The 21,740-nt window shown below is 42.6% G+C and carries 17 protein-coding genes; 4 read left to right on the top strand and 13 right to left on the bottom strand.

The features are described from left to right. Positions 1-64: 64 nt before the first annotated feature. Positions 65-463 (bottom strand): Zn(2+)-responsive transcriptional regulator, encoded by a 399-nt coding sequence (zntR, locus tag KJB05_RS01105; RefSeq protein WP_208445602.1) that lies wholly within the window; start codon positions 461-463, stop codon positions 65-67. 266 nt (positions 464-729) lie between these two features. Here zntR and purH point away from each other — a divergent pair, with 266 nt between their 5' ends. After that, complete coding sequence (gene purH, locus KJB05_RS01100) at positions 730-2,340, top strand: bifunctional phosphoribosylaminoimidazolecarboxamide formyltransferase/IMP cyclohydrolase (protein ID WP_208445603.1); 1,611 nt, start codon at positions 730-732, stop codon at positions 2,338-2,340. 117 nt (positions 2,341-2,457) lie between these two features. After that, positions 2,458-3,747: a phosphoribosylamine--glycine ligase gene (gene purD / locus KJB05_RS01095; RefSeq protein ID WP_208445604.1), complete on the top strand. Its 1,290-nt coding sequence runs from the start codon at positions 2,458-2,460 to the stop codon at positions 3,745-3,747. A 91-nt stretch (positions 3,748-3,838) separates the two neighbouring features. On the opposite strand, the gene KJB05_RS01090 is transcribed toward purD, so the two are convergent. The 11 genes from KJB05_RS01090 to hupA all read right to left on the bottom strand — a co-directional run bounded on the left by KJB05_RS01090 (position 3,839) and on the right by hupA (position 18,694). Next, complete coding sequence (locus tag KJB05_RS01090) at positions 3,839-4,537, bottom strand: DUF1481 domain-containing protein (RefSeq protein ID WP_020198120.1); 699 nt, start codon at positions 4,535-4,537, stop codon at positions 3,839-3,841. Between the two features lie 769 nt (positions 4,538-5,306). After that, entirely contained in the window at positions 5,307-5,975 is a 669-nt protein-coding gene (locus tag KJB05_RS01085; protein WP_208445605.1) for a hypothetical protein, read from the bottom strand. A 312-nt stretch (positions 5,976-6,287) separates the two neighbouring features. After that, positions 6,288-8,516, bottom strand: coding sequence for an ATP-binding protein (locus tag KJB05_RS01080; protein ID WP_208445606.1), 2,229 nt, complete (start codon positions 8,514-8,516; stop codon positions 6,288-6,290). 10 nt (positions 8,517-8,526) lie between these two features. Then, positions 8,527-9,363, bottom strand: a complete 837-nt coding sequence (locus tag KJB05_RS01075) for a phosphate/phosphite/phosphonate ABC transporter substrate-binding protein (protein ID WP_208445607.1) — start codon at positions 9,361-9,363, stop codon at positions 8,527-8,529. Positions 9,364-9,714: 351 nt separating this feature from the next. Further along, positions 9,715-11,880, bottom strand: coding sequence for an AAA family ATPase (locus tag KJB05_RS01070; RefSeq protein ID WP_208445608.1), 2,166 nt, complete (start codon positions 11,878-11,880; stop codon positions 9,715-9,717). Further along, positions 11,877-12,314: a VPA1267 family protein gene (locus KJB05_RS01065; protein WP_208445609.1), complete on the bottom strand. Its 438-nt coding sequence runs from the start codon at positions 12,312-12,314 to the stop codon at positions 11,877-11,879. Before KJB05_RS01065 ends, KJB05_RS01070 begins: the two co-directional genes overlap by 4 nt. Continuing rightward, complete coding sequence (locus KJB05_RS01060) at positions 12,307-12,729, bottom strand: hypothetical protein (RefSeq protein WP_208445610.1); 423 nt, start codon at positions 12,727-12,729, stop codon at positions 12,307-12,309. Before KJB05_RS01060 ends, KJB05_RS01065 begins: the two co-directional genes overlap by 8 nt. Beyond that, positions 12,729-15,371 carry a hypothetical protein gene (locus KJB05_RS01055; protein WP_208445611.1) on the bottom strand — a complete coding sequence of 881 codons (2,643 nt, stop codon included), beginning with the start codon at positions 15,369-15,371 and terminating at the stop codon, positions 12,729-12,731. The genes KJB05_RS01060 and KJB05_RS01055 overlap by 1 nt, the downstream gene beginning before the upstream one ends. Beyond that, positions 15,364-16,935, bottom strand: coding sequence for a site-specific integrase (locus KJB05_RS01050; RefSeq protein WP_208445612.1), 1,572 nt, complete (start codon positions 16,933-16,935; stop codon positions 15,364-15,366). Before KJB05_RS01050 ends, KJB05_RS01055 begins: the two co-directional genes overlap by 8 nt. Beyond that, positions 16,932-18,206 (bottom strand): tyrosine-type recombinase/integrase, encoded by a 1,275-nt coding sequence (locus KJB05_RS01045; protein ID WP_208445613.1) that lies wholly within the window; start codon positions 18,204-18,206, stop codon positions 16,932-16,934. The genes KJB05_RS01050 and KJB05_RS01045 overlap by 4 nt, the downstream gene beginning before the upstream one ends. 212 nt (positions 18,207-18,418) lie before the next feature. Further along, on the bottom strand, positions 18,419-18,694 hold the full coding sequence (gene hupA, locus KJB05_RS01040) for a nucleoid-associated protein HU-alpha (protein WP_208445614.1): 276 nt from the start codon (positions 18,692-18,694) through the stop codon (positions 18,419-18,421). A 253-nt stretch (positions 18,695-18,947) separates the two neighbouring features. Here hupA and KJB05_RS01035 point away from each other — a divergent pair, with 253 nt between their 5' ends. Beyond that, positions 18,948-20,081, top strand: coding sequence for a hemolysin family protein (locus KJB05_RS01035; RefSeq protein ID WP_005434876.1), 1,134 nt, complete (start codon positions 18,948-18,950; stop codon positions 20,079-20,081). A gap of 80 nt (positions 20,082-20,161) precedes the next feature. On the opposite strand, the gene KJB05_RS01030 is transcribed toward KJB05_RS01035, so the two are convergent. Continuing rightward, positions 20,162-20,749, bottom strand: a complete 588-nt coding sequence (locus KJB05_RS01030) for a DUF416 family protein (RefSeq protein WP_005434878.1) — start codon at positions 20,747-20,749, stop codon at positions 20,162-20,164. 66 nt (positions 20,750-20,815) lie between these two features. On the opposite strand from KJB05_RS01030, the gene KJB05_RS01025 reads away from it, so the two are divergent. Then, entirely contained in the window at positions 20,816-21,739 is a 924-nt protein-coding gene (locus tag KJB05_RS01025) for a D-2-hydroxyacid dehydrogenase (RefSeq protein WP_045410650.1), read from the top strand. Position 21,740 lies beyond the last annotated feature (1 nt).

Below are 21,740 nucleotides of genomic sequence, written 5' to 3'. Positions count from 1 at the left end.
GCTTGAACCTAGAAAAGCAAGCCGCCAAAAATGCAAACTTAAATTAAATGACGCAAAAATGAGACTATTCAAGGGCAGCTAGGATAGAACAATGACTGGCATCGTCGTTGTTATGCCCACAACACGCGTCGTTTATCTTCTTTAAAGCAGTACGGATTTTGCTCAGTTCAGTAATCTTCTCATCAATTAAAGTTAACTTTGCAGAAGTGATGGCTTTTACCTCTGCACAACTGTGTTCTGTCGCCTCTAATTTGATCCCTAGCAGCTCTTTTATTTCTTCTAGACTTAAGCCAAGCTCTTTCGCTTTTAGAATAAAGCGCACCTGCTTCTGGTTCTCTTCGTTATATAAGCGATAGCCCGATTCACTTCGCCCTGCGGGTGTTATTAACGCATTTTTCTCATAGAAACGGAGTGTATCGGCGGTCACACCACAACGTTTTGCCAGTTCACCAATCTGAAACATAACTTTCCTTATTAACTATCTCGTTACCTTTAAAGCTAAAAATCGACTTTTTTGCAATTATTTTTGAGATGCCAAACGATTGCGCGAGCTTTTTTGTAATAAATTGGTTAGAATACGCGCCATCAAATAGTGGAGACTGTTTTCTAAGCATGAAAACGCCCGCAAAGGTCTTTACCAAAACTGGCCAATATTTTACCCCAAGAGGTGAAAACAAGTTCATTTTTGGCAAACATCTTTAACTCCGTGAATTTGAGGAAAATGGAAGCATGAATAACGCTCGTCCTATTCGCCGTGCGCTTATCAGCGTATCAGACAAAACAGGTATTGTTGAGTTTGCACAAGCTCTTGTTGAGCGCGGTGTCGATATCCTATCTACTGGTGGTACTGCTCGTCTACTTGCAGAGCAAGGTATCGCAGTAACTGAAGTCTCTGACTACACTGGTTTCCCAGAAATGATGGATGGTCGCGTTAAAACGCTTCACCCAAAAGTTCACGGTGGTGTGCTGGGTCGTCGTGGCCAAGACGATGACGTGATGGAAAAGCACGGCATCAACCCTATCGATATGGTTGTCGTTAACCTATACCCATTCGCAGAAACCGTTGCTAAAGAAGGCTGTACGCTTGCTGATGCGGTTGAGAACATCGACATCGGTGGTCCAACAATGGTTCGCTCTGCAGCGAAAAACCACAAAGACGTAACTATCGTGGTGAACGCTCACGACTACGACCGTGTTATCGCTGAAATGGACGCGAACGAGAAGTCTCTAACACTAGAGACTCGTTTCGACCTTGCTATCGCAGCATTCGAACACACGGCTTCTTACGACGGCATGATCGCTAACTACTTCGGCACTATGGTTCCATCTTACGGTGCCTCTCTACTTGATGAAGAAGGAAAGAAGGCTGATGAAGAGTCTAAATTCCCTCGTACGTTCAACCAGCAATTCGAGAAGAAGCAGGACATGCGCTACGGTGAGAACAGCCACCAAGCCGCAGCTTTCTACGTAGAAGCAAACCCACAAGAAGCATCTGTTTCTACTGCTCGCCAAATCCAAGGTAAAGCCCTTTCTTACAACAACATCGCAGACACTGACGCTGCACTTGAGTGTGTGAAAGAGTTCAACGAGCCAGCATGTGTGATCGTAAAGCACGCAAACCCATGTGGTGTAGCTCTAGGTAAAGACATCCTAGAAGCGTACAACCGCGCTTACCAAACTGACCCAACATCTGCATTCGGCGGTATCATTGCATTCAACCAAGAGCTGGATGCTGAAACAGCAGCCGCTATTGTTGAGCGTCAATTCGTTGAAGTGATCATCGCACCTTCTGTTTCTACTGAAGCGATTGAAGTGGTTGCAGCGAAGAAGAACGTACGTCTACTTGAGTGTGGCGAATGGACAACTAAGACAACTGGCTTTGACGTGAAACGCGTGAATGGCGGTCTACTAGTTCAAGACCGTGACCAAGGCATGGTAAGCCTAGACGATCTAAAAGTGGTTTCTAAGCGCCAGCCAACAGAAGAAGAGCTGAAAGATGCCCTATTCTGCTGGAAAGTAGCGAAATACGTGAAATCTAACGCGATCGTTTACTCGAAAGGCGACATGACTATCGGTGTAGGCGCTGGCCAAATGAGCCGCGTTTACTCTGCGAAAATCGCAGGCATCAAAGCTGCAGACGAAGGTCTACAGGTTGAAGGTTGTGTAATGGCATCAGATGCATTCTTCCCATTCCGTGACGGTATCGACGCGGCTGCAGAAGCGGGCATCAAGTGTGTTATCCAACCAGGTGGTTCGATGCGTGATGACGAAGTTATTGCAGCAGCAGACGAACACGGCATGGCGATGATCTTCACAGGTATGCGTCACTTCCGCCACTAATTAGTTTTGGTCCTCCCCCTTACCAAGGGGGAGTTAGAGGGGGTCTGTTGTACGTACACGACTTACCCCTCCCAACCTCCCCTTAATAAGGGGAGGAGCGAAATCAAGGGAAATATTATGAATATTCTTATCATTGGTTCAGGTGGTCGTGAACACGCACTAGGTTGGAAAGCGGCACAAAACCCAAATGTTGAGACTATCTTCGTGGCTCCAGGTAACGCAGGTACAGCACTAGAGCCTAAACTAGAGAACGTAAACATCGCAGTAGAAGACATCGCAGGTCTGGTTGCTTTTGCAAAAGAGAAAGCTATCGAGCTAACCATTGTTGGCCCTGAAGCACCACTGGTTATCGGTGTGGTTGATGCTTTCCGCGAAGCAGGTTTGCCAATCTTCGGCCCGACACAAGCGGCTGCGCAGCTTGAAGGCTCTAAAGCGTTTACCAAAGACTTCCTTGCTCGTCACCAAATCCCAACGGGTGCCTACGCGAACTTCACTGAAATCGAGCCTGCTCTTGCTTACGTACGTGAACAAGGTGCGCCGATTGTCGTAAAAGCTGACGGCCTTGCTGCTGGTAAAGGCGTTATCGTAGCGATGACGCTAGAAGAAGCTGAAGACGCAATCAAAGACATGCTAGCAGGCAACGCTTTTGGTGATGCAGGTAGTCGTGTCGTTATCGAAGAGTTCCTAGATGGTGAAGAAGCAAGCTTCATCGTGATGGTGGATGGTGAGAACGTTCTACCAATGGCCACCAGCCAAGACCACAAACGCGTAGGCGACAAAGATACTGGTCCTAACACCGGTGGCATGGGTGCATACTCTCCAGCTCCAGTGGTAACACAGGAAATCCATAACCGCATTATGGAAGAAGTGATTTACCCAACGGTACGCGGCATGGCTTCTGAAGGTAACCCTTACACTGGTTTCTTGTACGCGGGTCTGATGATCGACAAAGACGGCACTCCGAAAGTAATCGAGTACAACTGCCGCTTCGGTGATCCTGAGACACAACCTATCATGATGCGCATGGAATCGGATCTTGTTGATCTGTGCCTAGCGGCAATCGACGAGAAACTGGATCAAGCGGAATCGAAGTGGGATCCACGAGCATCGATTGGTATCGTGCTAGCAGCCGGTGGTTACCCAGCAGCGTACAACAAAGGCGACGTAATTTCGGGTCTGCCACAAGTTGAAATTGAAGGCGAAAAAGTCTTCCATGCTGGTACAGATAACAAAGACGGCGACATCGTGACAAACGGTGGTCGCGTTCTTTGTGCAACGGCACTTGGCAACAACGTATCAGAAGCGCAGCAGCGTGCTTACGAGCTTGCAAAACAGATCAGTTGGGATGGCATGTTCCATCGCAACGATATCGGCTACCGTGCAATTGCACGTGAGCAAGAAAAATAAAAACAACTTCAGTTGGCTAAAACGACAAAAGGCGCATTCAGCGCCTTTTTTATTGTTCTTGTTCGAGAATTGAGACAGCTCGAAGCCATGTTTATTCAGAGATCAACTTCGGTCGCGGTACACAATCAAAGTCATCATCATTAAGCATCAGCAATTCATCCACCGTAGCGGTATTACGTGACTCTTTACCGATAAACGCTATGTAGCTGTCCACCGACGCCAATCTATCAATCACAAACTTAGGCAGGGTCTGGTTAAACTCCAGCGTAGCAAACTCACGACCTTTGCAGGTTTCGAAGGTTTCACCATCCCAATACCCTTGGATTAGGCTCTGGCCATCACGAGATTGTTTCTTGATAGACGTAACGACATCGTTCGCCTCTTGCTTGTAACGCTCTAATTGGTCACGTTGTAAAGGCAACACTTTTCCATTCACACGGTACTGCTGATAAATCGCGTCGCCATCTTTATTAAATCGAATGTGGATTTGAAAAGGCACCAATCCTTGTTTGGCATCGAGTTGCTCACCTTTTCGAATCAACTCTCTGAGCTCACCGTCATCCCAACGATAATCACTCTGATATGAACCGTAATCGCCCATCGTGACATAGTCTGCTGCCGTACTAACACGTGTTAGACGTTCAGTCATCCAATATAAACTGGTGGCATCACCCATGATTTTCCCGCCAGAGAAATGGGTAAATTGGTCTAGGTTTGGGGTTTCTACAGAAGAACAACCAACAAGAGCAAGGCTTGATAGTAGGAGTGAAGTGAGTAGATGTTTTTTCATGAAATTGCACCGAGGCAGGATACCTCGGTGCATTTTAACTTAGTTTACTGATTCTTTTAGTACATACAGTAAAATTCGTTTCATTCACCGAGTGAGTGAGTTAACCCATTGCTTTATGGGCAATAATCATGATGCGAATGGATTTACCAACTAAAAATCGTTTCAATATTGCCTTTTTCGGGTCATTTTAAGACCTTTAAGGAAGAGTATATGAAACCATTTAGCAAAACAACTACAAATGTAAAGTCCAACCCAAGCTACTTCACAACTGAAACAAAATGCAGCGAATCCATCTGCGGTACTCATTCATTCTTGTTCAGTTCAGTTCAGTAGTAAACGTTTTTTTATGTGTGTAAATGGTTTAATTGCGCAGGATATTTTTTAGTATGTGCGCTTCTTATCCTTGAAGACTTAGCAAGGCGATGCTCTCACTGCTCACTAGGTATTTATGAATTTCCTTGACCATCAGTAGAAGTGCCTCCGTAACTCGTTTTTGGACACAAATGAGCTTACCAACTACAACGATACTTCCAGTTGAAACATTTAAAAATGAGAGCTTCGTAGCAATCGAAGAACATTTTTGTACACCGCTAAATATCTAACTATCAACGCTTAGATCTGTCACAAATTTTCAAACTGGGTTTGGGGTGACGGTAGATTTTTTTGCAAAAGCATCGTCCAGAGTGCTAGAAGCATGATTTTCGACGGCTGATTTACCATAATGGGCATAATGACTACCAAAAAAAGTTCTCCCCATCATTTCTATTGTTCAATCCCAACGATTCAATCTGCGGTGAAGTTCTGCTTTCTCTCTTGCTGATAACGATACCAATCGAGAAGAATATTTATTGAAGTACGCCTCAGGGCTATAAAAGTAGCGAGTCCCTTTAAGGATTCTACCGTTTATTGCGTTGGTTAAGGCATCGAGCTTACCTATAAATTGATAGTAAACCCATGAGGATTTGTAGTCTTTCGATGATTGAATGCTGGCTAAATAAGATATTCTTTGATCGAGAAGCTCTGCGATTTCTCTGGCCTGTTCTGGATAGTCAGCCTTAACTTTTTCAAAGTCTGATTCCCAGTATCTTGGGAATTCGATAAGAGAGGAGTACAAATCTTTGACGATGTGAGACGACTTGAACTCAACTCTGAATTGATCGACAGAGATGGAATATCTAGACATTGGATAACCTGGAACAGTTACTTCATTAGTGGAAAAATCAAAACCAAGAGCCCTCTGGCTAAGAGCGTGGTCATTAAAGCAACCTAAGTATTTTAATCGGCAAGCTCCGGTCGAATCGTCTAAGCCTGAACTCATTTGATAGAAATTGACAGAAAACTCCCCATCGCAGTCATAGTGATACTTTCTGGCATAGATCGTTGCTTGTTTCTTTGACTTTTCGTTGAATTGCTTTAGTAAAGCTAAATCACCATCCATTAGTTACCCCTATTTACTCCCGTTCTATTGATTTGTTTAGATAGTTGTATTTACCGTAACCCTCGTTGTACGCACCAAAAACTAGAGGCTGATCATAAGCCTCTTTTTTCTATTGGTCTAGCAAACTTGGGCAAAAGGAGTATTTGCCGAGATAAGTGCCGGCATATATTTGGACAAAAACACCTTAGAGATTGGTAATCTACATCAATTATTCTTGATAATCTTAGCTTGAGAAATAAGAGTTCAAACTTGTATTAATCGTAGGCAGCCACTCATATATCATCAGGGATGAACATATACTATAGGAAATGATTATGCAGATTTTTGTACTATTGTCAGGTACAGTGACAATGCACTAATCAAGTCATTTTTAATTAATGGCTTGGTTAGCACCTCATTTGCTCCAGCATCAAGAAATGATTGTGTGGAATCTTGCATAATATCTGCTGTCCATCCAAATATTATTAATTCCGAATTCGAATGTGAGCGAATTTTTCTCACTGTCTCAATACCATTCATCTCTGGCATATGATTATCAATAATGAGCAAGTTAAATGCCCCAGCAGATAATTTTTCTATCGCTTCAGCACCACTACTACACGTAACTACTTTTGTTCCCAGTTTTTCCAAAAGTGCCCTAGCAACAATTTGGTTCATTCGGTTGTCGTCTGTCACTAGTATTTGATAAGAAGAAAAGTCTAACTCTTTTGCGTATGATTGGCTTGAGCCAGAAGGTGAGCTTGAGCTTATAGGTAAAGGAATAACAAAACTAAATTTACTACCCTTATCTAATTCGCTTTGTACGGTTAACTGCCCATCCATTAACCCCACCAATTTTCTACAAATAGTTAAGCCTAGTCCTGAGCCTCCGTATTCTCTAGATGTTGAAACATCAGCCTGTTCAAATTCTTGAAATATTTTTTTAATGTTTTTATCAGAAATACCGATTCCTGTATCCTCAACCGAAATTTCAACTCGTGAATTTGACTTTGCTGATACAGTTAACTTTATAGACCCACTATGCGTAAACTTGTAAGCATTACCGACTAAATTTAATAAAACTTGCCTTATCCTGACCGAGTCCCCAAGAAATACTTGATCATCATCCAAATTATTATTTAAAATTAACAAAAGACCTTTTTCAGAACACAAGTTTCTATAAGTGCTTATTACTGGGCTCAATACATCGCTCATTGAAAAAATGTGCGAGTCAATATTTAGCGCATCATTTTCTATTTTAGAAAGGTCAAGAATGTCATTTAAAATTGATATTAAATGCTCACCAGAATCTAGTGCTAAACGTAAAATCTTCGTTTGCTCATCATCCTTAATATCATCAACTAGTATCTGTAACATTCCTAGTAAACCATTTAGTGGAGTTCTAATTTCATGGCTCATTGTAGCTAGGAATGCTGATTTAGCTTGTGTAGCTCTGTTAGCCTCCTCCACTGCTTCTGACAATCGACTCTCCATTGCAACCCGCTCAGTAATGTCTCTCTCAACAGCGATATACCTCACTAAATCTCCGTTATCGTCAAACACTGGAGAAAGCTCAATCTCAACCCAATAAGATGTTCGAGACTTAGTATAATTAAGGATTTCAACGCGAACAGGTTTTTTCTCGTGCACACTTCGAGATAATAATTCTATTGTGTTTGGGTCCGACTTTTCCCCCTGAAGAAGTTTTCCTGGTGATTTTCCAACTACTTCTGACAAATCGTAGCCGGTCAAACTTTCAAATGCTGGGTTAACCCAAGAAACTTGTCCGTCAGGATCTGCTATGATAATAGCGTCTCGAGCATGCTCAGCAACCTCAGCGAGCTGTCTTATTTTCGTAACTAAACGCTGCTGCGTTTGATACTCTTTTGCTAATTTATTTTGGCTTTCCTCTAAGGATTTAGACATCAAGTTGAAGGCCTCACCGACTCTTGTTACCTCATCGTTACCTAAAATTTTAATCTTTGCGCCAGGACCTTTTTGCGAGATCTGTAAAACTCCTTCTCTCAGCGAATCTAATCTCCTCATTAAATAAGTGCCGAGTGCAAAAGAGAATAGTGCCACTAACCCCATTTCGGCGATTGCAATGGCGAAACTGGCTTTAGTTGCGTATGACAACAATTCATGAATATGGTTTATGTAAACTCCCATCTCAACGGTACCAAATGTTTGGCCATCTAAGTTAATTTCACTCGTTACGTCATAAACTCCATCCTCTGCGTCAAATGGACGAGAGACTGTATCCACATTTTCATAATGTCCTTGTTTTGTAAGTTCAACGCCATCATTATCAACGATCCGAATATAAGCTAGTTTATGTTCACCTACTACTGCATTGGCAAAACTATCTAAATAGGCTAAGTCTGTTGCAATAACCGCTTCTAATGACGCCTGAGCAAAAACACTTGCAAGATTTTGACTACCAACTTCCAAGCTTTTTTCATTTGAACTTTTTAACCAGTTCAAACCACTTACAATAAGAATACCTAAGGCTAGTGCTTCAATTAATGCTATCCCTAAGATAGTTTTCGATCTAAGCGTCATTTGTACCTCTCTAGCGACTGATGTTTAGATTAGTTACATCGCTCCAATCCTCATCTTCTGCTGGCTGCAAGCCTTTAATGCTCAATGCGGTAAAGCTTTTCATGGCTTTCGGATCGGTATTTAGAGTTGGGATAGTTGATTTTAAGGCCGCTTCAATAGACCTATCCAGCCTATTTGATATGGCTATTGCGTGAGGGGTATATTTTTTAGTTGTATATAAAATAGTTAGTTCTTTATGAATTTTGGGGGACAAACTATCAAATGTGCGCTTGATACCTCCGCCAGCGACATAAAGTCCTTTATATACACCTAGATACACTGAATCGTGAGAGCCAACATACTTGGTACTAAAATCAACAGCGTTCTGTTTTAACTCTGATTGAGTGATTATTGATGCGGCAAAAGCTCTAGGGGCGGGAAAGGCGATCGTTTTATTGTGAAGGTCGCCGAGTGATAAGTCAGAATCTTTTCTAACGACTAAAATACCAGTTATCTTTTTGTCTTTTGCTCTGGCAATCGCAGTATAGCCGGGGTTTTGATTCACAAGAATAAAATGGTATGGATTCATATACGCAATATCATACTCGCCAGCCTGCAACCGCTCCTCAAATGTGGGAATATCAGGAGCCGTTGCGAACTTGATATCGAAACCAGCAAGTTCACCCCATTTACTTAATAATGGTAGCCATTGCTGAGCCAGTTTAGAAGCAGATTGTTGCGGAACAACGCCAAAAACCAATTGTTGCTTTTCATGGGCAAAGGTATTGGATGCCCAAAGTATGGCAATTATCCAGCTGAGTTTAGTAATTCTTTGCCTAATATTTATTAACCAACTATGACCAACCATATGGCATCCTTTACTTTATTTCCTTTTAGAATAGCCTCCATTGTGCAACAATTCCAATATGAGAAAATAAAGTAACTTTTTTCATGAACTTAGCTCATGGTTAATGATGATAGCTTTCGCCGCCACACCCGAGATTAAAATGCTTCAGTCAGATTAGAAAATCCTCTAGTCCGCTACATACTCCCTGACCTTGCTAAAATACTTAGCGCCAAACTGAACCTCATTAGAAAGGTTATATAAATCATCAAAACCAGCGTGTGATGCTAGGTTGGCTTCAAAGCTCAACTTATGCGAATTGGGAGTCGTAAAGTAAGAAACACGGGGAATGAGGCATTTTGGTGTTTGAAATAGCTACCTTAACAGCTCTTTTAAGTAACTATTCCGTTTATGAGAATGGCTAGGTGCATCGGTGATTTGCCTCATGTCATCACTACTTCCAACGATATGAATTTCGCTTTCAGCTCTCGTGACTGCCGTATAGAGCCATGCTCTATCTACTATTCTTCCGTTTTGCAGAGCGATGATGATGCGTGGAAACTGCGACCCTTGAGCTTTATGTAGGGTGATTGCGTAACCTAACTCCATGCAATCGAGAACGGATTGTGTTATCTCGACCTTTTCACCTGTATCTAGCGTCACTTCACCGTAACCATCACCAGAAGGTTTGGTGTTGGTTAGTATACCAAGTGAGCCGTTCTGAATGCCTTTGTCATAATGGTTCTGCGTAAATAGCACTGCATCATTCATGCGAAGAGGTAAAAAGAACTTATCACCATTGATTTCGAACTCAAGGCTAGTGCTATCTGGGTTAACGGCTTGTTGGGTGAGTTTATTGATTTCTGATACGAGTGCCTTGGTTGGAGCCATGATGCGACTATTTTCAGGGCACTGTTGGTAAAGCTCACAACAGACTTTGGCAATGTCTGTTTTACTGGTTTCGTGAAAGTGTATTGCTCCCGCACTTAATCGATCAGGCATCACACCTTGATTGATAAGCTTTGAGTATTCGGGGATACCCGTTGAACCTTCCTGTCTCTTGACGATATCTAACATCGTATTAGCCACCGCTTTTGCTTCAACGATGTCTGCCAATACCTTGCCGCAGCCAATTGGTGGAAGTTGATCGGGGTCGCCAGTGAATATCAATCGTACAGAGGGGTGAATGTGATTCACAAGACGATACATAGTTGGCAAGTCAATCATGCTTGCCTCATCAATCACCAGTAGGTGATTTGTTTTCTCGATACTAGGTTCTATGGGGTCTTCATGCAGCAATTTGGCAATGGTTGAGGTAACAAAACCGATGGACTCATGAAGTCTCATTGCAGCACGACCGCTGAGCGCAACGGCGTGTATTTCAAATCCAAGTTGATGGTAAGCCCTGAGAGCCGTTCTGAGTACCGTTGTCTTGCCTGTTCCTGCACCGCCCGTAATACAGCTTACCGAATGATCCAGGCACGTTGTGACGGCTTCGATTTGTTTAGGAGTTAATTCGTAGGGAAGCTCCGCAACCGCAGAGCAATACGCAGCATTGGCGTTTTCATCAAACAAGTTATTTCGCTTAATCAGTGTATTTAGCCGTTTGGCAACGACACTTTCCATCAGAAGTTGCGCCGTTGGATGGTAGGCTCCTGTGTCGGGATTTAAAATATACTGAGCTTTATCATGACCTGATTGGAACGCTTGAGTGACCAGTGTTTTGCATTTCAATAGTTTGTTGAGGTAAGGGCGCACATTGGCATGAGTGGTATAGGTGTGACCTTTTTCAATCTCCTTGCGAATCGCCATTTCAAGAGCAGCACTGAGCCTTCTTGGGTCATCCTTCGCAGCATCGCTCTTAAAATCCGTTACCTTGATAATATCTTCAATGGCACAGAACGAAAGACCAAAGCCCATCAAAGCATAAGGATTATCCTTAATGACCTCTATGGAGGCTTCACCGTGATACTTGAGCAGCCGTTGCTGCACACTGGCAGGGATTCTGTGCTCGCTCATCCAGTTGCAATGTGCCAGATTTTTATATTTGGCGTACCCCTTAAAGAGCGCTTCAACTGAATCTTCGTTCAGAATCGATGCTAGACGCTTTCTGGACTCTGGGGTGTCATTCCTCAGTGTGGCATGGAAGTCTTTACCCAAGAGCTGCCAGAGCGTTCTAGCCTTGCTTTCGCCTATACCCTTGAAGTCACTTTCTCTGGCAATAAAGCGTATCAGTTGCTCGCCTGTTTCGGGTAAAGTGCATTCAATATGCTTGGGGGATTCATACGTGTGCTGCTGCATGACATAATCGCCTACCTCCATATCTTCTATCTGGCGAGCGCCCTTGACTGACCAATGCTGACCCAACGTGGGTAGCACAGGGATGCTGTCGGGGTCGGCTTTGATAGTGACGTAATACTTCCCACTATTGGTTTTGTAAGAGTTTTTCGCCAGCGGCACACCGCTGAATATCACGAGTTTATTCGAGCGATAAGGGATACTGGTTACACGCATTTGGTCTTCATACAAAGCAGTATTCATCGTGGCATCATCCCCATTTCGGATAGGGTTTCAGACAGTTCACCGAAGCGCTCAAGTTGCTTTTCAAGCTCCTTGACCTTGGCTTTCAACTCAATGTTTTCAGCTTCTAATGACGATACTCGCTTTGAATCGAGCAGCTTTCGATTTGCTGTGTTGTCATAGGCTTTGGGCTTATCCGTATTCTTCTTGGCAGCATCGGTCAACGGTGGCAGGACACCTTTACCGCGCAGCTCATCCTCTAAGGCTTTTAGTGCTTTTTTGAGGGCAGAGTTTTGATTTAACGCCGACTTTCCACAACCAATACCCTTTGCCACTTCAATACGATTAAGTTGGCCTCTGAACACGATTTGTTTAAAGTCATCGTCCGACTGAGTGGCTTTCCAGACCTCAAATGCCTCAAGGTTTTGTCGCGCTTTTTGTTGTCCGTTAGCCATATTTTTTCTTCCGTCCTATAGCGCCTAGAAGAGGAGAGTTTTCTTCAAACTTAATTGGATCAATATTCTCTCGTCTTGCTACCACGGCGGCATAAGCAAGCCTTTCTCTTTCTCTGGACAATTGACTTTCTAGCTCTTCAATTTTTCTTTTTAATTTATTTATCTCAGCATCCTTAGTTGATTCCTTTGAAGCATTAAGATCATAACCTGCCTTCCCTTTTTTATAAGCCCCAACTAGTTTCTTCACGCGAACAAACTCATCGCGGAACTCCAAATTTCTCCAGAGGGTTGCCTTTGAAGGCTTCACTCGACTAGTAATGAACTCCCACCCGAACTCTTGTGCTGGTATAAGTTGCCTTTCAAATTGACTTAAAATTTTAAATGCACTTTCAAACTCTTCTTTGGTCGTCGCCATTACTCATTACCTCCACACTGAAATGGGCAATCATCAGGAAATGAACCATCCTTTCTAAATGGCATAAAGTCTTGGAGCTTATCGAGTTGACTATCATTTAGAATGATTTCTGCATTATCCAATATCGATGTAGTGTTTCTAAGGATTACCATATGGTGCTCGATGTGCATCTTGGCTGCTTCAACCCCTTTTTCGTATACCTCAAATAGCCTAGATAGTTCTAAGGACGATCTATCACGCTCTGCGGTGATTTTTTCTTTATGAGAAGGGTCATGTAAATCATATATGTAGTGTTTACACCCTTTACCTTCATTACCAGTTAGGCATTTTAAGTTAAACTCACAAGGCTTTAGGTATAAGGGCCGAGTGCAATAACCTAATGGGCCATATTGAATTGATTGAAGAGTAGAAGTTAAATATTCGGGTAAGTTAATAGTTGGAATTTCTTGTTGTTTCCACCTTCTTACCTTATCTGGAACATCACCTAAAAAGCGCTCTGAGTCATTTAGCATGGCCTCACCAACAACTTTTGCTCGTTCACGCCCAGTATTATGATCGTAGTTTTCGCCTTGCCCAGTTGTTCGTCCCATCCACTTATTCACGACCAATTCAGCCAAGCCAGCTCTAAATAAGCTAGTCGTTTGCCAGTGCCTTCCCTTGTGACTTTGCCAACTATCAGCTACGTGAGCATCAACGTCGATGCCGTAACGAACAAAAGCGCTGTCCTGTCTATCATTGCCTCCAAAGAAATACGTTATAGCGTAATACCCTAAAATCTGAGGTAAGTGTTCGTAGAACTTTCCTCCGTACATTCCTGCACGTAAAAATAAATGCTCTGATGGTTTTTGACGAATACTGAAGGATTTTGAGCTTATCTCGATATCATCCAGTTCATATTCATGAATAGACTTTTCGATTAATTCTCGTTCGAGATCTAAATTCATGCGTTCATACTGCACCCGAAAATAACTCTTAACTTTATCAAAATCAGCCAAGTAACCTTTTGTCTTTATAAACTCTCTTTTTCCTATCGACGTAACATAAAAAGTGACCTTTTCATTGCACCCAAGGTTTTGCAGGTAAGTCCTTCCTGCTGTTTTTTGATTAAAAAACTCAGGCAAGATGCTTTCTAGCTCTTTTAGAGGTATCCATTTAAGGTGATCGTAACCGCCAAGTGTATAGTCTCGTATGATATCTATTGCATCCTCACGACGAATCACCGCCACCTTTGATGCCTTTTCTAATTTGACGTCATTAGCAAAGGTAAGCGCAATATAGTTTCCATATAGCGTAATGATCTTTTCTCGAATAAGGGTATCTTTTGAACTATTCTTCTCACCCTCAGCTGAACAAATATTGAGTATCTTAAGTAACTCCGACACAGTAACATGTGCAGCCCTCACTGCTACAATTTCATCAATACCCTTTGCAATGGTTTCGCCTGTAACATAATGATTATTTTTAAAAGTCCCTAGCGATTCACTTACCACTTCAAATCCCATATTTCTATAATATTTCAGTAGGGAAGTGGCATCTTTAGCGCCAGAGGATATAGGCAAAATACTCGCTAATACCTTAAGCTCGAATCGTTCATCGGTGCTGATTTTTGTTTTTAGCTGCCACAGCTTCTCTGCGTCCAACTTCTTTGACAACAGTAATTCATCCAACTGGCGGACCTTCTTTTCAAAAGAAGATTCTTTTTTTTGAACGTACGCCTCAAATCTTTCATCGAAAAAACTCAATGTCCCATGTTGTTCAAACTGAATGGCTGCGTCTCTATAGGTATTGGTGAGCTTGTGTATTTCATCAACGGCATCTTTTAATGGTTTGCGCCATATTGTCGGAACATATCTTGCCATTGGCTCGGAGCCTTTCTCTGTCCAAACAAGGCAGAACACTTCTCCATCCATTTCAATTAACGGATTGAGTGGCAAGCGCAATACTTCTCCAAGCCTTAATCCTAACCCGTACTGGAATGCTTGGGTCAGAATGCAGAGTTTGTCGTTGATAGCTTTTGTACTTCCATCAAATCTATCATCAACAGCCCATTTAAGATGAATCACCGCTTTCACTAGATCAGGCAAAGGCATCTTTTCTTTTTTTGCTTGAGCTCGACCAAACTCATCTGTGTTTCCCAAGGCTTTACGTATATTCACAGTATCAATATTGGTCGACAACAAATGGTAATCGTTGAGGTAGTTTATGACTCGATTTAATCCCACGCCGTTAGTAGCTGGCTCAGCGTACCGTTCACCTAAGTAAACAATTAACGCATCATACGCATCTTGATTTATATCTGATAATTGTTTAAATCCCTTTTCTGCCCATATCTTAATGGGTTCAATAGAGGTTCTAATATGGGAGAAAGAATACGGCTCTGCTCGCAACCTTTGATTCCAAAGCATGTTAACCAAGAAAACTTTACTTAAGGTGACAAATTCTTTCGGCAACGGCTCTCCGCCTATCATTTTAAAATGAACCTTTTGGCTAAGTTTCAAATATGACCAACTATCATCCCCCCAAGCGCTACCAGGTATCAACGGCAAAGATTCAAATCGTTCTTTGGCTTGCTGCTCAAGTTCGGATAAGCTCTGAGTGTTAATTCCTTGCTTTAATTTAATTAGGTTAATTAAATTACTCATCGCCATTTCCTTCATTAATATTGATTACTTCTCCACCTCCGGCATATGCGATTGCCGCTTCACAACCCGCAATGGCTTCATCAAGCTGTTTAGATAGCGTTGTTGATGCACTATCGACGAAGTGTTGTTTTCGGTCTTGAAGTGAGGTTAACGCATTATTATGGGACGCTTTATCTTTGTTAGGGCAGAACTTACCGCAGGAATAACAAGCTACTGCTGGCTCCAAGTAACAAGCTGCTTCTTTTTGACATTTGCCTATCGCTGTATATGCGTGAAGTTCGATTATTTCTTTACCGTAAATATTACCGCTTAAATCTTCTTCTCGATTCCATGCAGCCGTAAAGTGCTGCTGCTCTGTCCTTTTTGCCGTGGCATTTTCAAGCAACTCCCACATTTCTCGGGTATATCGAAAATAATGCTTAACACAAAGTGTCGAGCTATGATCTAATAAGTCTGCAACTTCTTCTTCGGTCATGCCTTCCATGACTGCGTTAGAGCCAAGAGTGTACCTAAAACGATAAGGCGTAAGATGAAATTGCTTTCCTGTTCTTGGAGATAACGGTAGATATTTAACCAAGCTGTCTTGTAGTCTTGAACGCACAGTTTGAGGCTGTAAGTGGTAAACAAAGCCTGATTTATGTGCAAGATCAAACTCTCTAATATGTGTATCCAGATAAAGCCTACCTCCCCAATTGATCTTTGTTTTCCTATAAAACATTGGAGATTCCGAGGAGGTAAGGTCAGCGAATTTTTCGCGATTATTGTTAATAACCCTTTTAATTAGATCAGCCAACTCAACATCAACAAGGCGTTTAGTAAACTCATCACGTCGATACTGCATACCTTTCTGCTTTACTCTTGGGACATTGAGATAACAAAGCCCTAACTCAACATCTTCAATGAAGTCTTTTTCTTTAAGTAAGCATATCTGTATTGGTCTTAGGCCAAACTGGATACAAAGTGCGAGGATAAGTCTGTCTGCGATATGAATATCTTCATTTTTCAACGCTTCGTTTAATACTCGCAACTCCTCGCGAGTAAAAGGTCCTAGCTCTTCATCCATTGTGAATAGGGTCAAGTAGGCATTTTTATTCGATGAGTACCCCTCAAGCCTTAAAGTCTCTTCCGCTTTGTCAAAAGATAGCGCATCGTATTCATGTAAGATCAAGTAGCGAACCAGTGATTTAATAGGACTAACAAAACTTGCAGGGTTAGCTATCACAACTTCATCTATTGCTTCATCAAAAGTTTTGCCGATAACGATATTCTCAGACAAACAAGCAATGGCATCATGATGCACTCTCATTGAGCTAGGCAAATAACGAGGCAACAAGTAGGCGTAGTAACCTTTAAGTATCTCTTTCAGCTCAAACCCTAGCTCATTGATACTGGCAAAATGGAGTCTAACAACCACACTTGTATCATCGGGCAAGAGCACTACATCATTAAACTTCCCCGTCTCATCATACAGCTCAACGTTATATCCTAATCGATTCTGAACTGTTCTCTCTTCACGTGTTAACACTGATTCATCAGTGCTAATAACACCATTGCTTGTGCTCATTGGCTATTCATCCATTCTTCAAACTCGGCATCTGATTGGTCAATTTGTTCTTTTCTCTTAGTTTCTGCGTACTCAGTTGGCTCTAATATTTTACGTTGAATGGTTTGGTGTAATTGCCCAACCTCTCGCTGAATTGAGCCTTTAGGATAGCGATTAACCATTTCGCTACCTCGTCTCCACCCCCCTGCGTATTCCTGTATCGGTGCTTTATTTAATTTCTTACTTAACGAAGATTCACCAATGTTCATCAAGTTCAGCGCATCATTAAGTACGTCATGGAATGTATTTCGAAGTCTATGAGGTGATAACCGGCCTAAAAATTCTGGATGTTTCTTTATTAGTTCGTTGAGTATCGCGTTTGGCGTTTGCACGCTAAGTGGTTTACCGTCCTTATTTGAAAGGAACATGTACATACTTTCATTAGCCCCTCTAAATTGAGTTCGCCAGTGGGATATATAGTGCTCGAATATGTTTGCCATCATATCGTTTAGTTCCACTTCCCTACCTAACGTTTTAACGGATGGAGCTTCACTTCTAGGGTAGTCAATGTCACCAGATTTCAATATTTCAAAATATTTGCGACGACCTGATAATGAGAAATGATTGAGCTTAAGCAACAGAGACTCACCTTTGCGATTCCCTCCCAATACCATCGTCAACAGAAGGGCATAGTTTCGCCATCGAATCTTTTGGGATTTCCAAGGGTTTGAATGATTTTCTGGGAGAGGGTTAATAATATTAAAGAATTTGCCTCTTAACTCTGGAGACAAACCTTCTTTGTTAGGCTCCGCAGAGGTATATGGCGATTTCAAATACAACTTAAACCCTTCTTCCATTGCGGTATACTGTATTTTAGCTGCCTGTAAACTGTCTAAACTATTCTTTGTCCGATTCTGATAGAACAACCATAACCACTTGATATAGCGCCAACTCACTCTCATACGTTGTTCGTAGTGCCCGCTACCAACCTGTGCTCCAGTGTTAATGTCTGCTGAGCAATAAGCTGAATATGATTCGATTAACCCTATCGAAAACGGTGTCTGTGAAGAGATGTATCTGTGAATATCTATATGACTTGATATACAAAAACGATAAAGGTGCTGGATTGACTGCGCGTCTTTTTTTACTGTATTAGGCTTACTTCCACTATCGAAACGCTGGAGCAAGTAACCCGCACTTAGCATTTCAATCTGCCCATCTATTTCAACAAGCTTTAGTTTGACACTGCCGAGCCTTGTAAATGTGACATCGACTAGATTTACCTCGCTCACATTGAAACTCCATATTTATATACGAATATTTAAAACATAGGGCACCGCGAGATACACGTCAATTATGAGACATATTTTTTTATTAATGAATATTCTCAAGGAGTAAAATCAAATGAAACGAAATCTAGAAAGATATTTCTCTCTGAATACAAAAAAAGCCCTTAATAAATAAGGGCTTTGCTAAGTTATTCACAAATTATGAAACAAAACAATTAAGAATTACATGCATCTTTCAGCGCTTTACCTGCTACGAATGCAGGTACGTTAGCTGCTGCGATTTGAATCTCGTCACCAGTCTTAGGGTTACGACCAGTACGTGCAGCGCGGTGGTTTACTTTGAATGTACCAAAACCAATTAGTTGAACTTGGTCACCCTCTTTAAGAGCGCCAGTAACACCCTCAAGAGTTGCTTCAAGAGCAGCTTTAGCTTGTGCTTTAGATAGGTCTGCTTTCTCTGCAATAAAGTCGATTAATTGGGTCTTGTTCATTAGGTTTCCCTTCTCATATGTTATCGAATTCATCTCACTCTAAAACATAAATGCCCCATCTGGCAAAGGTTTGTAAGCGATCTTTCGATTTTCTGACGCAGTTTTAGCCATAATATGAGTAATAACTCACAATTTGTTACTACTTGCACGAGGAAAGCTCTTGCTTTCTAATGCAATAAGACCGATTTATAAGGCACTTTTGCGGTTATAATCGCTTAAAATCCCGACTATCACATTACATTCAAGGGCAACTATGCTGCTGTTATCCATTTATATCTCTATTGCTATCGGCATTTCGTTTATCTGTTCGGTACTGGAGGCGGTACTTCTAAGTATCAGTCCGAGCTTCATTGCGCAGCTCAAACAACAGGGGCACCCGGCTTCTGCTCAGCTAGAAAAGCTAAAAGCAGACATCGACCGACCACTTGCTTCTATCTTGACGCTAAACACCATTGCTCACACTATCGGTGCGGCGACGGCTGGTGCGCAAGCGGCAGTGGTATTTGGTAGCGAAGCGCTAGGTATCTTCTCTGCTGTACTGACACTAGCGATTCTTGTTCTATCAGAAATCGTACCTAAGACAATTGGTGCGACATACTGGCGCCAACTTGCACCAGCTGCAGCGGTTTCACTTCGCTGGATGGTGTGGGCACTAACACCATTCGTATGGTTCTCAGAGCAAATCACAAAACGTCTTGCTCGTAACCACGAAGCACCAAAAATGCGTGATGAGTTGTCAGCAATGGCTATTCTGGCGAAAGAAAGCGGCGAGTTCGCAGAGGGTGAATCAAAAATCCTGAGTAACCTGCTAGGCATTCAAGACGTACCAGTAACGCAAGTCATGACACCGCGTCCGGTCGTATTCCGTGTAGACGCGACTATGACCATCAATGACTTCCTAGAGAAACACAAGGAGACGCCTTTCTCTCGTCCACTGGTTTACAGCGAGCAGAAAGACAACATCATTGGTTTTGTGCACCGTCTAGAGCTGTTCAAGCTGCAACAATCAGGCAGCGGCCAAAAACAACTTGGTTCGGTTATGCGCCCTATCCAAGTGGTATTAAACAACACCGCTCTACCTAAAGTGTTCGACCAAATGATGACTCACCGCCTGCAACTGGCGCTTGTGGTTGACGAATACGGCACGGTACAAGGTCTTGTGACGCTAGAGGACATCTTTGAGCACCTACTGGGTGAAGAGATCATCGATGAAGCGGATAAGAGCACAGACATGCAAGAACTGGCTTACCAACGTTGGGAAAGCTGGAAAGAAAAGCACGGCGTAATTGAAAGCCGCGATGACGATGAAGAAGAGGAACAACTGGAGAAACAGGACAAAGAGCCAGAAGCTCAAGAGCCAACCAAACCAGACTCTAAAGAATCGTAATCAGCCTTGGGCATAACAGCTCAAACGCACAAATAAAAAAGGCATCCACCATGGATGCCTTTGTTTTATCTATTCAACAATTAAAGTGCAATGCCGATGTTGCTCACGGCCTCTTCGCGTAGCTCTTCACGCAAATCTTTAATCAGGCTGATGTCACGCTCTACCGCTTCACGCAGTGGACGGAAGATAGCCCACTGAACATCCCACTCTTCACACACGGCTTCATTTTCTTTTTGGTTGTCGTTTGTGATTGGCTCTGCACCTTGTGCTTGTTCTAGGTCAGCAACGGTTTGTACCGACTGTTGGCTCACTTTAAGCATTGAATCGAAAAGGTAGTCGCGATCCAACAGACCATGCAGCAGTGTCGACAAGCTCTGACAAGCATCCATCGCTGGATAAACACCGTAAAAATCGAACTCATCTGCACTTGGGAACAATTCTTCTAACTTCTCTAATTGACGTTCGAAGTTAATTTTCGCGTTCTTAACCGTCAGAATTTCCCATACACTATCAAGAATCGCTCGGTAAGCACGTGGCTCAGCAAATTCTGTATTCTCACAAAACATCGCATAGTTTGGATACATGCGTTCACACAGGCACGCCATGAAGGTAATTTGTTGCCAAGGTTCTAGTTTTTCCAAACGAACCTGAAGAGGATTCTTAAGCATAGTCACTCAATCATTGAAGAAAAAATCAGCGAAAGTGTACTTGATTCATCACAGGGAAAAAAGTTAATGCAGCATCCAAATCAGATTTTCCTGCTCTCAGAGCATCGCGACACCTACGAAACGTTACTGGCGGAGAAAAATCTGCCCGATCTGGCCATCACAAACAAACCTCAAGATGCTCAGATCGTACTGGCGGATCCACCATTACTATCACAAAGGTTAGACGAGTTTTCACAGCTTGAGTGGGTGCAATCAACATTTGCAGGAGTGAATGCTCTGATGATGCCGAATTTACGCCGAGATTATACCCTGACTAATGTTCGCGGTATTTTTGGTCCATTGATTGCTGAGTACGTGATTGGTTACAGCATTGCTCACTTCCGTCACTTCATGCAATACCACCAGCAGCAACAGAGCAAACAATGGCAGCCGCATCTGTATACCTCGCTACAAAGCAAAACCATGGTGATTCTCGGCACCGGCAGCATCGGCAGTCATTTGGGTAAAACGGCACAATTGATGGGCATGAAAGCCATAGGGTTCAATCGTACTGGCATCCCTACTTCTGGCGGTGAATTCAATCAAACTTTTCATATCAATGAACTCGCCAGCGCCTTTCACCAAGCGGATATCGTGGTAAATACGCTGCCGAGCACGCCAGAGACGCAACGTTTGCTCAATAGTGAAGTGTTAAGCCATCTTAATCAGGCATTGCTATTTAATGTTGGAAGAGGCGATGTGATTGATGATGCAGGTCTGTTGCTCGCGCTCAAGAATCGCTGGGTGGAACATGCTTTTCTCGATGTGTTTGAACAAGAGCCACTTTCACCGCAACATCCGTTTTGGAAACTTCCGCAAGTAACCATCACTCCTCACATCGCGGCGTTAAGTTTCCCTGAGCAAGTAGTCGACATTTTTGCAGACAACTACTTGAGTTGGAGGGACGGCTTCTCTATTAACAACCAAGTCGATTTCGATAAAGGGTATTAAC

Origin of the sequence: Vibrio sp. B1ASS3 (assembly GCF_905175355.1) — a bacterium.
In the GTDB taxonomy this organism is placed as follows: Bacteria; Pseudomonadota; Gammaproteobacteria; order Enterobacterales; family Vibrionaceae; genus Vibrio; species Vibrio owensii.
The sequence above is the reverse complement of the archived record's forward strand: the minus strand, read 5'-3'. Positions and strand labels throughout refer to the sequence as shown.

Excerpts from the sequence above, each read along its gene's own strand:
- KJB05_RS01090 (WP_020198120.1), bottom strand. The coding sequence starts at position 4,537 with ATGAAAAAACATCTACTCACTTCACTCCTACTATCAAGCCTTGCTCTT.
- KJB05_RS01075 (WP_208445607.1), bottom strand. The coding sequence starts at position 9,363 with ATGGTTGGTCATAGTTGGTTAATAAATATTAGGCAAAGAATTACTAAA.
- zntR (WP_208445602.1), bottom strand. The coding sequence starts at position 463 with ATGTTTCAGATTGGTGAACTGGCAAAACGTTGTGGTGTGACCGCCGAT.
- KJB05_RS01065 (WP_208445609.1), bottom strand. The coding sequence starts at position 12,314 with ATGGCTAACGGACAACAAAAAGCGCGACAAAACCTTGAGGCATTTGAG.
- KJB05_RS01080 (WP_208445606.1), bottom strand. The coding sequence starts at position 8,516 with ATGACGCTTAGATCGAAAACTATCTTAGGGATAGCATTAATTGAAGCA.
- KJB05_RS01030 (WP_005434878.1), bottom strand. The coding sequence starts at position 20,749 with ATGCTTAAGAATCCTCTTCAGGTTCGTTTGGAAAAACTAGAACCTTGG.
- KJB05_RS01025 (WP_045410650.1), top strand. The coding sequence starts at position 20,816 with ATGCAGCATCCAAATCAGATTTTCCTGCTCTCAGAGCATCGCGACACC.
- KJB05_RS01070 (WP_208445608.1), bottom strand. The coding sequence starts at position 11,880 with ATGAATACTGCTTTGTATGAAGACCAAATGCGTGTAACCAGTATCCCT.
- purD (WP_208445604.1), top strand. The coding sequence starts at position 2,458 with ATGAATATTCTTATCATTGGTTCAGGTGGTCGTGAACACGCACTAGGT.
- KJB05_RS01055 (WP_208445611.1), bottom strand. The coding sequence starts at position 15,371 with ATGAGTAATTTAATTAACCTAATTAAATTAAAGCAAGGAATTAACACT.
- KJB05_RS01085 (WP_208445605.1), bottom strand. The coding sequence starts at position 5,975 with ATGGATGGTGATTTAGCTTTACTAAAGCAATTCAACGAAAAGTCAAAG.
- KJB05_RS01035 (WP_005434876.1), top strand. The coding sequence starts at position 18,948 with ATGCTGCTGTTATCCATTTATATCTCTATTGCTATCGGCATTTCGTTT.
- KJB05_RS01060 (WP_208445610.1), bottom strand. The coding sequence starts at position 12,729 with ATGGCGACGACCAAAGAAGAGTTTGAAAGTGCATTTAAAATTTTAAGT.
- hupA (WP_208445614.1), bottom strand. The coding sequence starts at position 18,694 with ATGAACAAGACCCAATTAATCGACTTTATTGCAGAGAAAGCAGACCTA.
- KJB05_RS01050 (WP_208445612.1), bottom strand. The coding sequence starts at position 16,935 with ATGAGCACAAGCAATGGTGTTATTAGCACTGATGAATCAGTGTTAACA.
- purH (WP_208445603.1), top strand. The coding sequence starts at position 730 with ATGAATAACGCTCGTCCTATTCGCCGTGCGCTTATCAGCGTATCAGAC.